The organism is Verrucomicrobiia bacterium, from assembly GCA_035946615.1.
Classification (GTDB): domain Bacteria; phylum Verrucomicrobiota; class Verrucomicrobiia; order Limisphaerales; family UBA8199; genus DASYZB01.
The window spans coordinates 1-12,158 of record DASYZB010000032.1; the positions used below are offsets into that span (position 1 = coordinate 1).

At 58.3% G+C, this 12,158-nt stretch carries 12 protein-coding genes; 3 read left to right on the top strand and 9 right to left on the bottom strand.

Annotated features, from left to right (window positions below; all coding sequences use genetic code 11):
- Nucleotides 1–280: 280 nt before the first annotated feature.
- Nucleotides 281–1,117 (bottom strand): type II secretion system protein, encoded by an 837-nt coding sequence (locus VG146_05110; GenBank protein HEV2391727.1) that lies wholly within the window; start codon nt 1,115–1,117, stop codon nt 281–283.
- Between the two features lie 91 nt (nt 1,118–1,208).
- A complete protein-coding gene (locus VG146_05115) occupies nt 1,209–1,661 on the bottom strand; it encodes a hypothetical protein (GenBank protein HEV2391728.1) in 453 nt (150 codons plus the stop codon).
- A gap of 420 nt (nt 1,662–2,081) precedes the next feature.
- Here VG146_05115 and VG146_05120 point away from each other — a divergent pair, with 420 nt between their 5' ends.
- From VG146_05120 to VG146_05130, 3 genes are read left to right on the top strand one after another with little or no spacing between them, the layout of a single operon-like run.
- Complete coding sequence (locus VG146_05120) at nt 2,082–3,338, top strand: MFS transporter (protein ID HEV2391729.1); 1,257 nt, start codon at nt 2,082–2,084, stop codon at nt 3,336–3,338.
- A gap of 35 nt (nt 3,339–3,373) precedes the next feature.
- The gene (locus VG146_05125; protein ID HEV2391730.1) at nt 3,374–4,480 is read left to right on the top strand and encodes an ROK family protein; all 1,107 of its coding nucleotides are present in this window, start codon (nt 3,374–3,376) and stop codon (nt 4,478–4,480) included.
- Between the two features lie 13 nt (nt 4,481–4,493).
- The gene (locus VG146_05130; GenBank protein HEV2391731.1) at nt 4,494–5,153 is read left to right on the top strand and encodes a class I SAM-dependent methyltransferase; all 660 of its coding nucleotides are present in this window, start codon (nt 4,494–4,496) and stop codon (nt 5,151–5,153) included.
- A gap of 195 nt (nt 5,154–5,348) precedes the next feature.
- On the opposite strand, the gene VG146_05135 is transcribed toward VG146_05130, so the two are convergent.
- From VG146_05135 to VG146_05165, 7 genes are all read right to left on the bottom strand, one after another.
- Nucleotides 5,349–8,036 carry a delta-60 repeat domain-containing protein gene (locus tag VG146_05135; protein ID HEV2391732.1) on the bottom strand — a complete coding sequence of 896 codons (2,688 nt, stop codon included), beginning with the start codon at nt 8,034–8,036 and terminating at the stop codon, nt 5,349–5,351.
- 53 nt (nt 8,037–8,089) lie between these two features.
- On the bottom strand, nt 8,090–8,863 hold the full coding sequence (locus tag VG146_05140; GenBank protein HEV2391733.1) for a PIG-L family deacetylase: 774 nt from the start codon (nt 8,861–8,863) through the stop codon (nt 8,090–8,092).
- A gap of 305 nt (nt 8,864–9,168) precedes the next feature.
- The gene (locus VG146_05145; GenBank protein HEV2391734.1) at nt 9,169–9,876 is read right to left on the bottom strand and encodes a DUF1361 domain-containing protein; all 708 of its coding nucleotides are present in this window, start codon (nt 9,874–9,876) and stop codon (nt 9,169–9,171) included.
- 112 nt (nt 9,877–9,988) lie between these two features.
- A complete protein-coding gene (gene ispH, locus VG146_05150) occupies nt 9,989–10,879 on the bottom strand; it encodes a 4-hydroxy-3-methylbut-2-enyl diphosphate reductase (protein HEV2391735.1) in 891 nt (296 codons plus the stop codon).
- A gap of 146 nt (nt 10,880–11,025) precedes the next feature.
- Complete coding sequence (locus tag VG146_05155) at nt 11,026–11,334, bottom strand: transcriptional regulator (GenBank protein ID HEV2391736.1); 309 nt, start codon at nt 11,332–11,334, stop codon at nt 11,026–11,028.
- On the bottom strand, nt 11,331–11,960 hold the full coding sequence (locus VG146_05160; GenBank protein ID HEV2391737.1) for a hypothetical protein: 630 nt from the start codon (nt 11,958–11,960) through the stop codon (nt 11,331–11,333). The genes VG146_05155 and VG146_05160 overlap by 4 nt, the downstream gene beginning before the upstream one ends.
- Before the next feature lie 72 nt (nt 11,961–12,032).
- On the bottom strand, nt 12,033–12,158 hold a 126-nt coding region (locus VG146_05165), incomplete at its 5' end, for a transposase (GenBank protein HEV2391738.1).

Consider the following 12,158-nt stretch of genomic DNA (forward strand, 5'->3'; position numbering starts at 1 on the left):
GGGTCACATCTCAATTTTTGACAATGCATGTTCGATTTGCGCCACATGGCGGCCCAGGGCACGGTCCTGCTGGAGCCGGCGGTTGAAAACAGCTCAGAGCCTGGCCCACGGCGGCGTAGTCCACCCCGCCGGCGAGCTGGCCCAGTTGGGCAAGGCGTCTTCGTAGCCATATTGCCATATTGCCGATGTCTTCCAAGGCGAGGAGCCCCGGCGCACCTTCTTGACGAAATAATGCTCGGCCGCACGCCGAAGGACCAACCCTACGGAGCTGGGTCGAGCGTTAACGAGGCCTGGTCGCCGGCGGCTGCCAGTTCACGTGCCAATAGCATTTCCACAGGTCCTCCAAACTCAAAAGCTCCACATGCCCATCGGTCATTCCCATGTTGATCGCTCCCGGCATCCGCTGGTTCAGATTAAAGTTGCGCGGCGCCGCCGAGGGAGACCGGCTCCAGTGCCGGGCAATGGTGCAGCGGCCCAATTCGCTCGTTCGATCATAAAGCGAGCGGCCCTGGTAAAGGTTGGTGCAAGGCAAATCCGTTTCCATGGCCCAAAGGTCCACCCAGTTCTCATCGAAAAAAACCGGGGTCGCCGACGGTTTTTGGAGCATGGACGGGCGTACGAAAATGAATTGCTGGCCCACCGCGTAATCGCCGTCCACCTTGCCATCGGAATAAAGCCAGCCATTATAACCATAGCTGCCGGAGAACATGGTGCGTCCGTCAAAAGTCCAGCGAACCCAAGCCTGGTCGGCGCTGCCCTGTCCGTTATCGTGCCGGGGTGGGAGCTTGCCCAGTGGCGCCGAGGGACAAGTCCGCACCGCGTGTTGTTTGGCCAAGTAATCCATCAGCGAACCCATCCAGGTGCCGCCCGGGTAGGCCGGCACGTCATAACCCGCATGGCGCCCCGCATCATCCGAATACATAAAGCTTGCGATCGACAACTGCCGAACGTTGCTGACGCACTGGATTCTACGGGCGCCCAATTTGGCGGCGCTTAGGGTGGGCAGGAGCAGCGCTGCAAGGATGCCAATGATCGCTATGACCACCAGCAGTTCTATTAACGTGAACCCCAAAACTTGGAGGCGCGGACCCTGGAAAAATAAACCCCGAATCCTCATGGCTCAACCCTATTAGACAGCGCCGAGGCTAAAAGGTTCGGGAATTGTGCACGATTTATGGAGGGTTCTCGAGCGGTTGGAATTCGGAAGTTCAACGCAGCGCCCTGGCGCGATAGGGCATGTGCCGACCTTTCTCTGCCGGCACCACCTGGGTTAGGCGTATTCTGGCTTTCAGTTGCTCGGACCCTTTGCCTCGAACGCCGCGCCCGGGGCCGGTGGGGGATTCCCGTGTCATCTTCTCGACCGAAAAAGGGTTGCGCAGGATGTACTGGGCCAGTTCTTCCAGCTTGGACTTGGCCTCGGGCGGGACGGGTTCGCCAGCGTGGACGTTAAAGCCGCTGTGCTTCCAGGAGTAGAGGACCTGCACGCGCTCGGGCGGCAGGAGTTGCTCCTGGACCAGCAAGTGGATGACCTTGGCACGGAACAATTCCTCCAGTGCTTTGAGCGGGCTGTTCGGCAAGGCCAGGAAACAAGCTGCGACGGTTTGGCCGGGAATTGGGGTTTGTTGTTTTCCCCTTTCCGCGCGCGCAAACTTTCCACCCATTTGCCATCCCGCCTACCGACCGGCTACCGACCACCGGCTACCGACCCTCCGCGACCGAGGCTTCCTCCCTCACCCGCGCAGCGTATAAAACAATTCGTGTGCCAAAAAGCAAATTCAATTCAATCAATGAAGCGCAGGCGAGCCTCAACGTCAAAACAGCAGGCCGTGGTCCCGTCGAACGTCGCTCGACCCGCATCTGACGGTAACCCTCGGTAACCGTACGGTCGCTTACGGTAACTCCCGGTAACCTACGGTAACCATACCGCCCCAGGACACAGCCCGCCCCAGCGGATGGAGATGTTCACCCGCGCAGCGTACACCCCTGGTCTCCGCGCCGCTGCGTTAAGGGTTGAAACGCTCCTGCCCACTGCCTAGAATCCGGGCGGCTCGATAACTGACAACCATCCAATTAGGATAAGCATGCGACTTAAAACCCTTCCCATATTCCTGGCGTTTTTCCTGATGGGCCTGGCCGATGCCATGGGACCGATGTCCGACGCGGTGCAAAAGCAGTATCATATCAGCAATGTCATCTCGACCCTGCTCTCCTTCTTCGTTTTTATCGCGTTTGCTGTATTCAGCGTGCCGGGCGGCCTGCTGGCGGCGCGTATCGGCAAGAAGAAGCTGCTGCTTTTGGGTCTGGGACTCAACGCGGTGGCGTGCCTGGTTCCCTCGATTCAGGTGCCCAGCTTTTTGCTCCTGCTGGCGTGCATCTTCCTGTTGGGCGTCGGCACTACGTTTTTGCAGGTCTCCGGAAACCCCATCATGCGTGACGTCAGCGCCGAAGGGCGCTACAGCCGGAACCTGGCTTTTGCCCAAGGGATCAAGGGGATCGGCAGCACCGCATCGACGCATCTGGTGATTGCCATCGGGACCATCGCCCTGTTCAAGACGATGGGCTGGCGCGGCACTTTCCCGTTATACTTCGTTCTCATGTCGATTGCCTTCTTCGGGGTGCTTTTGGTGAAGGTAAAGGAAACAAAGGTCGAGGTGCCGCCCAGCATCGGCTCGAGCCTGGGCCTGCTCAAGCAACCCATCTTCCTCCTCGCCGTGCTTGGCATCTTTCTCTACGTAGGGGCTGAAGCCTCCATGGGGCGGTTCCTGCTCCCTACGCTCGAAGGAATCGGCATCAACGAGAAAACAGCGGCTTTTGGTCCCGTTCTTTCCTTTCTCAACCATATACTCTCGGTTGTTTTTCCGGGTTCATCGCCAGCCAGCCGGTTTGGGCCGGTCCTGTTCTTCGCAATGCTGACCATTGGCCGTATCCTGGGCAGCGCGGTGCTGACCATCATGACCCCACGCACCTGCTTCCGCCTCTCAGCCCTCCTGGGATTGCTGGGAGCGGGGGCGATGATGATCGGTTCGGAGTCTCTGGCAATCCCCGGGGTTATTGCGGCGGGTCTGGGGTTCGCCAACATCTGGCCCATGCTCTTTTCTATTACCGTCGAAGAAAAACCACAGTGCGCCAACGAACTGAGCGGCCTGATGTGCATGGCGATTTCCGGCGGCGCACTGGTCCCATTACTGATGGGCCAGTTGCGCGATTGGGGGCTCAGCGCGATGGCTTTCGTCGTCCCGGCCGCCTGCTTCACTTACCTCTTCCTGCTCTCCCTTAAGAGCGGACACAAACCTGCCCAGAGCCCCACGCCGCAACAAGCCGAACCTGCTAAAGCCTAAGAGCGTGCCTCCGGGACTCACTTCCTGAACCACCTATGCCACCGACTAATGATAAGCGCATCGTCATGACCCTCGACGCTGGCGGAACCAACTTCCGGTTTGCCGCCATGCGCGCCAACAAACCAGTCACTCAAACCGTCAACATGCCTTCGTGTGGTGATGCCCTCGATCGTTGTCTGGCGAATATCGTTGAAGGCTTTACCCGAATTGCCGCCCAATGCACCAAGCCTCCTGCGGCCATCAGTTTCGCTTTCCCCGGCCCGGCCGATTATCCCAAAGGCATCATCGGTGACCTGGGCAACCTTCCGGGGTTCCGTGGCGGGGTCGCCCTGGGTCCAATGCTCGAAAAACGTTTTGGCATCCCCGTCTTCATCAATAACGACGGCGACCTCTTTGCTTATGGCGAGGCCATCGCCGGTTTCCTGCCCTACGTGAACTCGCTGCTCAAAAAGGCTGGCAGTCCCAAACGCTACCGGAACCTGCTGGGCATCACGCTTGGAACCGGCTTTGGCGGAGGAATCGTGCACCAAGGTGAATTGTTCGCCGGCGACAACTCGCTCGCGGGCGAGGTCTGGCTGTTGCGAAACAAACTTCAGCCCCAAACCAATGCCGAGGAAGGCGCCAGCATCCGAGCCGTACGCCGCGCGTATGCCGAGACGGCGGGTATTCCGCTTGAAGAAGTCCCTGAACCAAAAGTCCTCTTCGACATCGGCCAGGGAAAACAGCCTGGCAATCGGCAGGCCGCCCGCGAGGCCTTTCGCAGGCTGGGCGAAGCGGTCGGCGATGCCATGGCCCAGGCGCTGACACTGATGGACGGCCTGGCGGTCATTGGCGGCGGGATTTCAGGTTCCTGGCCTCTGTTCCTGCCGGCTCTTATCGATGAATTAAACAGCAACTACATCGCCCCCGATGGCCCCCCCTTCCGGCGCCTGGTCCAGGTCGCCTTTAACCTGGAAGACACTTCACAACTGAAAAAATTCCTCAAAGGCGAAACCCGCGAGGTGGTGGTGCCGGGGACCAAACGCAAGTTGAAATATGACCCGCTGGCCCGCATCGGTGTGGGCACTTCCAGACTGGGTACGAGTGAAGCCGTCGCTATTGGCGCTTGCGCGTTCGCCCTTGGAAAATTGGACCGGCAATGATTTGGGGAGCAGTATGGGCACAAAATACCTGACACTCGACGACCGTTTATACACTTACCTGGACCGCCTCCGAAGCGATGCGGACGACCCGCTGCTGGCGGATTTGCGCGCGGAAACCTCTGCCCTCGGTAAGGTGAGCGAATGCCAAATCAGCGACGAGCAAGGCACTTTCCTGGGCATCCTGGTCGCCGCTATCCAGGCCCAATCCGCCATCGAGGTCGGCACCTTTACCGGCTACAGCTCGCTGTGCATCGCCCGCGCCTTGCCTGCCAATGGACGGCTCATTTGCCTCGATCAGAACGAGGAATGGACACGCATTGCGCGGAAATACTGGACCCGCGCCGGTCTCGCGGAGCGGATTGATCTGCGGTTGGGGCCGGCAATTCCCGCCCTTCAGGCGCTCGAACCGGGCTTGACCTTTGACTTCGCGTTTATTGACGCCGAGAAGACCCAATACGAGGCCTATTATGAACTCATTCTGCCTCGGGTTCGGCGCAACGGCCTGATTCTCTTCGATAATATGCTCTGGGGTGGCCGGCTGGGGGGCGAGCCTGTGAAAGAAGAAACTGGCCGAGCCATCGACGTGCTCAATCACAAACTGGCTAAAGACAAGCGCATCGAGGCCGTTCTGCTTTCCGTCGCCGACGGCATTCAATTGTGCCGAAAACTGTGAGTTTGCAGCCGGCGAGGCTAATGACAGAGTCGAAGCAACGAGCCGCCATTCCTGAGTGTAGGAGACGACGTAAGGAGTCTCTGATCAGCAACTTCCGGGTGAACCAAAGGCGGCCTGACAATCCTGATCAGAGACTCCTTACGTCGTCTCCCACAGAGGTTTGGAACTAACCTCATTGGCCCTGCAGCCCGCTAGTCACGGGGAGCGGACCTTGTAAAAGCGGGCAGGGAAAGACGGTGCTTGCGGGTCGCTGAACTGGAATTGTCCGGGAGAAAGCTCCAGGGCGGAGCCGAGCAGGGTCCAATTGGCCATGGGCAAAGCCGGATTTGTGGAAGCCAGAACGCTAAAAGAGGCCCCGCTGACACTGGAAAAGGAAAAGCTAAAGGCGGGCCCGAAAGGCGCTGCGGTCAGGACTGGCGGCGCGAGGACCGGCGCATTAAAACACTGGTAAACATTTTCAATGAGGCCGGTCGAACCTGCCCCATCCCCGCAGCGGCCACGCGCCCGCACGAAGAAGCTGCCTGCCGCCGGCATGCTTGCGTTGGTAAATTGCCAGCCCCCGCTGATTCGGGTGCCGCTGCCCGCCAGAGTGTAATGGGTTCCATCCACGGATTGTTCGAGTGTGGCTTGTTGGAGTTCAGGGCCGGCCCCGCCTCGGGTCCAGGTCCAGGCGCCTCCTTGAGCCGCCATTTCGAGGGATTGGCTGGCGGCGCCCCCACCGGCAATACGCCCGATGCCATTGCGCGATTGGCCCAGGAGAGCGCTGAAAAGTCCGCCCGCCAGAATTTCACCATCCGGCTGCAGCATGAGCGAATACACGAAGTTGTTGGCTCCGACGCTCAAGTCAAAGCTGCCGTCCAGAGTTCCATCCGAATTCAACCGGCCAATTCGGTTGCGCAGTTGGCCAGCCAGGATGTTAAACCAACCACCAACAAGGATTTTGCCATCGGTTTGCACCGCCAGTGTATATGGCGGGCCGTTAACTCCGGGGTGAAATGCCGAATCCAACGTCCCATTGGCCAGCAAATGACATAGGTTCGTGCAGTTTTGGCCATTGACTCGGGTGAAATTGCCGCCTACCAGAATCGTCCCGTCAGCTTCCAGGGCGAGAGCCTGAACCGTTACGGCCCCGAGGCTATTCAAGAGAACTGGATTAAAAGAGCCATCTAGGCTGCCATCCGCTTTGACCCGGCCTAGCCCCACTTGGGTCGAGCCGTCCAGCGTATGAAAGCTGCCGCCTGCTATTATCCCTCCATCGGGCTGGAGCGCGATGGTATAGACAGGGCCATCCAGAGTTGGATTGAAGGAGCCATCGAGTGTGCCGTCGGAATTCAACCTGCCCAGGCCAGACAGGCCCTGCCAGTCGAGGCTGGCGAAGTCGCCACCGACAAGAATCTTCCCATCGCTTTGCAGCGCCAGAGCGTAAATGGTTTGCGAAGCCCCGCTGGCAGCCGGCTTGAACGCGCTATCCGCTGAGCCGTCCGCGTACAATCGGCCCAGGTTTGCGTGGGGTTCCCTCGAAAGCGAGGTGAAATTCCCGCCAACTAGAATCTCCCCGTCCGTCTGAATTGCCACACAACGGACGACACCATTGGCGCCTGGATTGAATGAATCCAAAGACCCATCCGGAAAGAGCCGGCCAATATTCGAGCGGGTAATTCCTCCGAGGCTGGAAAAGTTGCCGGCCAGCAGAATTTTGCCATCTGGTTGCAGAGCCAATCCATAAGCGCCAGTCACGCCGTTGCCGCCCGCCAGTCCGGCGTTGAGAGTCGCGTCGAGCGAACTGTCCGCATAAAAGCGCGCGATGTAACTGCGGGTTTGCCCATCCGCCAAGGTGAACTGGCCTCCCACGGCAATCTTGCCATCGGGCTGCGCGAGCACCGAGTACACGTTCCCGTTCACTGACGGACTAAACCCGGTATCGAGGCTGCCATCAGAATTCAGCCGCCCCAAATAACTCTGCGGCTGTCCCCCCAAATTCACAAACTCGCCTCCCAGCAGAATCTTTCCGTCCGACTGAAAAGCGATGCTATCGATGTAACCATCTGCGCCGGGATCGATAAACGAGCTGTCCGGGGTACCATTGGGTTTTAAGCGGGCAACATAGTTGTGCGGAGCGCCACCCAAATTCGAGAACTGCCCTCCGAGCAAAATGTTGCCACCCGCATCCAAGGCAATAGTGCTCACAAAACCGTCCAGACTCAGATTGGTAAACGTCATGTCCGGTGTGCCGTTCGTCTCCAATCGACCCACGTAATTGAATGGCTGGTCCCCAAGCAAAGAGAATTCGCCGCCCAAAACAATTTTGCCATCGGGCTGCAAAGCCAGGCTATGGACGGTTGTATCAGTGCCTATGCCCGAAAAGCTGGAGTCTATCGAACCGTCTGGATTCAATCGGCCAATGTTGTTGCAACTGCTTCCAGCCATCGTAGAGAACCCGCCGCCCACCACGATCTTTCCATCCGGCTGAAGCAAGAGGCAATACACATTCCCATCGGTGCCCGGATTGAAGTTTGGGTCCAGATCGCCATTAGGCAAAAGCCGCCCAATCTGCGCCCTGGCCATCGTGGCCACACCACCGCCACCGAGCCGGATAAAATCGCCCGCGACAATGATAGCCCCATCGGGTTGGACCGCCAGGGCCCGCACGCGGGCACTGGCACCAGGGTCGAAACCGCCATCGAGGCTGCCGTCCGGATTGAGCCGGCCAATGCAGGAGCGAGGGACTCCTGCAACATTGCCAAAATCGCCTCCGATAATGAGCTTTCCGTCCCCTTGTATGGCCGTTACCAAAATGGGAAAGTCGGCCTCAGGATCAAATCCGTCTATTGCGCTTTGGCCGCGCGCCCAGCCGGATGCAAGAATGACCAGAAGGATGCTCATCCTGATGAGAGACTCCTTGCGTCTTCTCCTACAAAGGTTTGGAACCGGCCTTCTCATTTGCTCTCCCCCGTCGGCAGGGTGAAATCGGGGCTTTGCACATGGCGGATATAGGCCTCCGCCTGTGGATGGCCGCTTTCGATGCCGCGCATTCGGGTAACCAGTTGCTGGAGGGCGTAAAACTTGTCCGGCGCCTGGCTGGCGTGGGCATAACAGGCGGAGCGTTTTCGCGATTCGGTCGAGGTGATATCCACGTAATGGGTGGGGGAAAACTGGACGGTATCCTCCCCGTTTGAAACCTCGTAATAGTACAGGGCGAACTTTTTGCCCATCCGCAACCAGGCCTCATAGACCAGGATGGAGATAGCACGGTGGTCCGGGTGGTTGTCGATGGGCCAATGGGTGAAGACCACATCGGGCTGTTCAGCTTCCAAAAGCCGATGGAACTCTTCGTAATGGGCGGGATCAACGATGGCTTTGCCGTCAATTTGCCCCGCAAACACAGGACGCGCCTTGAGGATTGCACAGGCCTTTTTGGCTTCAGCGACCCGGACCGGAGCGGGGTCATAGGAGGGTTTATCGGTCCACTCGCCCCGATTGAGATAGAGCAAGACCACCTCGTGGCCCATGTCGCTGTAATGGGCGACTGTTCCGCCGCAGGCGTATTCGGGGTCGCCTGGGTGGCCGCCGGTGACGACGACTTTGATTTTGGATTTGGCTGAGTGGCTTGCCGGGGCGGCGCCGGTTTGGCCCAGAGGCAACGCCGCAACGACAGCAGTTCCGAGTAAACTGGCCTGGCTTAACATGTCCCGGCGCGTGATTGGTTTCACTTGCTGGTCCTGGATGAGTTTCCCAGAGTATGCGACGCGGCAGTGCTGACATCAATTGTTTAATGGGTGTCGAGCATTGTGGCAGGGCCAATGACAAGGTCCGTTCCAAACCTTTGGAGGAGACGATGTAAGGAGTCTCCTACACTCAGGAATGGCCGCTCGTTGCTTCGACTCTGTCATTAGCCCCGAGCATTGTGGTCAATTAGGCCAATTTGACAACTCTGGTGCGCCTTCGGACCATGCTGGGAACCCTCGCCATTTCTCTAGCTGTGGTGGCGCCGTCCGTGGGCGAAGCTGTTGCAAACTCAAATCTTCCGGCCCGTTCCCGCAACCGGATAGGCATGTTCGAGACAGGTCAGCGCATAGAGCATCAGGTAAGCGATAAAGAAAAAGGTGGCGAAGAGGGCTGGAAAGGCAAAGGAATTGGGATGCGCCAGCGGGTCGGCAGCCCAACGGCCAATGCTTTGCCCCAGGGCCAAAGGTTTGAAGAGCACATCCCAACTGTTGAACCGCAGGAAGCGGCCCAGGTATATGCCCACCCCGCTCAGGAGGGCCACTCCGCCAATGAACAGCCAACTGGCCGCCCGGCCCAGCATTCGCCGCACAATGGCCTGCATCAGGAATAACGAGAGAAAGCCCAGCACCAGGCCTGTCAGCGCGCAGAGCAGAATTAAAACCAGGTCCACCCAAAAATGGCCGTAAAAGCGCGTCGTCAGGTGGATGATGTCCGTGAAAATGTACGGCGCGTTGGGGAAAAAGAGAAGCCAAGCCACTGCCAGGAGACGAAACCTCCAGCTTTGAGACCCTGTCCGGCTGTATTCGTCGCAGGCGAGCAAAGCAAAAACCAGGGGCAGCCAAGCCAGGCACAGGTTCCAGGCTAAAAACCCGTAGCGGGCGTGGCCTGTCCAGATCATTCGCGCCGCAACCAGCCCAAGGCTGACAGCCGACGCAAATAGCAAGGCCAGCATCGGCATGGCCGTTTCCCGTTTGAACGCCAATTTGAGAAGTCTCATAATCCTTCGTTTACTTTAGACCCTGAAAACATAGCGCAACACTCAAGCCGATTCACCAACCGAAGCTTCGCTTCTTCCTTGCTTGTGCTTCAGACCAGCCTCAGGCGCTTGTTCAAAAAGCCGCGAGCCTCTCCCGAGCTTCTCCCGGGGCATCTGCTCGAGGCCCTTTGTCCGCCAACTCAGCCAACCAATGCTCGACAGCGGCTATCACCGTATCCGGAGTGGAGGTTCCGGCTGTGATCCCAACTCTTCCAACGCCCGCGAACCATTCGGGCCGCAAGTCCTCGGCCTGCTGCACGTGATGAACATGGGCGCAGTAACGAGCGCAGGTTTTCACCAGTTCATGCGTGTTATTGCTGTGCGCCCCTCCGATCACCACCACAACATCCGATTGCTGCGCCAGTTCGATTGCCGCGTCCTGGCGCTGTTTCGTGGGTTGGCAGACGGTATCCACAAAACGCACCTCCGCCGCGGGGAACCGCCAGCGAATCAGGCCGACCAGATACCGCACCCGGTCGATGGGCTGGGTCGTCTGGGCGGCAACACCAAATCGGGGCCGCTCCTTCAGCTCAAAGACCTCTGCTTCAGTCAGCACCACGTCGAAATCCTGCAGGTCTTCCGTCATCCCACGCACCTCAACGTGGTCCCGCTTGCCGATCAGCACCGGGTGAAAGCCTTCGCTCACCAGTTTTCTCACTGCCCGATGGGCAACATGAACCAGCGGGCAGGTGGCCTGCATTACGGATAATCCCCGCTGCCGGACTCCCTCGAGCGCCTTCTGGGAAGCGCCGTGCGCCGTAATCATGACCGCTTGGGTATCAACGCTCATTGCGTCCGGTGCAACCCGGATACCGCGCGCGCGCAATTCCGCTAAAACACTTTCGTTGTGCACCAATTCGCCCAGGATGGTTAATGGTTTGCCTTCGGATTCCTTCTGCGCCAAAGAAATCGCGTCCCGCACCCCGAAACACATCCCCAGATGTTCTGCTCGAATAATCTTCATTGAATCTCCTTTTGTTGCTGAAAGCCGATTTTTCTTTTGAAAGCCTTGCTGGTGCGGTTAAGTACAGCGAAGTTGGCTGGGTTTGAAATTACTTTGCATTGCAAAGTAATCGACCGCTTTCCCGTTCTGTTGTTCAACTTTTAGCTTCATTTGGGCCGGGTTTGCTCGACGATCTCCGCCAGCAGATTGATGTAGTTGTTGAAGGCCTTTTTGCCGGCGGTTGTCAGGGCGCAGGTGGTCAGGGGCCGATTATGGCGGAATGATTTAGTGACCGAGAGGTAGCCGGCCTCCTGCAGGGTGCGGATGTGGGTTGTGAGATTGCCGTCGGTCATGCCGAGGCTGTCGCGCAATTCAGTGAAGGAAAGCTCAGGCGAAGCGGCCAGCATGGACATAATTGCCAAACGCCCTTTCTCGTGAATGACGCGATCGAGCTGGAGGAAGGGCTGCGGGTTCACGTTTCATTCCTGCGTGGTTCGGTGAAGTAGAGGTAGATGCCATACGCCAGGTGCAGGCCGCCGAAAATGCCGCCCATAACGCAATGGCCGAGGGGCAAGGAGGGTTCCGCGGCCCCGGCATGGCAGCGCGCGGCCATCAGTCCACAGCCGCAGAGGATAAACAACCAACCCAGCAGTTTGATGCCTCGGTGCATAAAGAACCCAGCAGCAGTCAGCGCGCACCCGTAGAGCAGTATCCAAAAGACGGGCAAGCCCCAACCCTGCAGGAAATCCCATCCGGGGCATATCAAGGCCAGAAGCCCGGCCACCGAGCCGATAAACAGCGCAGGCAATAATGCCTGGGCGATGCGGCGCGTCGGAGGAGACCAAAACGGTTCGGACGCTCTAAAGGCCTGGCGTCGCATCAGCAGGAATGAGCCGATCAAGGCGGCGACCCCTACCGCAGCCCAATAACCAATGAAACCGCGAACGGAGGATATTTTCAAAAACCAGCCGAGCACGCCGCAAAAAACGCCCAGCACGCCGTTGAATATCATGATGGGGGCCAATGCCCGGCGGTAAACAGCCGAACGTTCCATCAAGGTGCGAATGACCTGGAGATGTTCTGCAGCCCAATGCGATTCCATTTGCGATGACTTTGCATTACAAAGTCCAAATTGTCAACCTTATCAGCCGCAAAAGAACGGTTTCTACGGGGATCATAGTGGGTAGAGATTGAGCTTTCCGCAGAAGAACAGGATACGAATCCGGTAGTTGTGAAAGTTGCGAAAGCCTCGGGCAGCGGACTTGAGACTCTGGATTTTCGAGTTCAGCCCCTCGGTTAC

What these genes read in the sequence shown, in the direction of transcription:
- VG146_05130 (HEV2391731.1), top strand. Translation starts at nt 4,494, where the DNA reads ATGGGCACAAAATACCTGACACTCGACGACCGTTTATACACTTACCTG.
- VG146_05160 (HEV2391737.1), bottom strand. Translation starts at nt 11,960, where the DNA reads ATGGAATCGCATTGGGCTGCAGAACATCTCCAGGTCATTCGCACCTTG.
- VG146_05145 (HEV2391734.1), bottom strand. Translation starts at nt 9,876, where the DNA reads ATGAGACTTCTCAAATTGGCGTTCAAACGGGAAACGGCCATGCCGATG.
- VG146_05115 (HEV2391728.1), bottom strand. Translation starts at nt 1,661, where the DNA reads ATGGGTGGAAAGTTTGCGCGCGCGGAAAGGGGAAAACAACAAACCCCA.
- VG146_05110 (HEV2391727.1), bottom strand. Translation starts at nt 1,117, where the DNA reads ATGAGGATTCGGGGTTTATTTTTCCAGGGTCCGCGCCTCCAAGTTTTG.
- VG146_05135 (HEV2391732.1), bottom strand. Translation starts at nt 8,036, where the DNA reads ATGAGCATCCTTCTGGTCATTCTTGCATCCGGCTGGGCGCGCGGCCAA.
- ispH (HEV2391735.1), bottom strand. Translation starts at nt 10,879, where the DNA reads ATGAAGATTATTCGAGCAGAACATCTGGGGATGTGTTTCGGGGTGCGG.
- VG146_05125 (HEV2391730.1), top strand. Translation starts at nt 3,374, where the DNA reads ATGCCACCGACTAATGATAAGCGCATCGTCATGACCCTCGACGCTGGC.
- VG146_05120 (HEV2391729.1), top strand. Translation starts at nt 2,082, where the DNA reads ATGCGACTTAAAACCCTTCCCATATTCCTGGCGTTTTTCCTGATGGGC.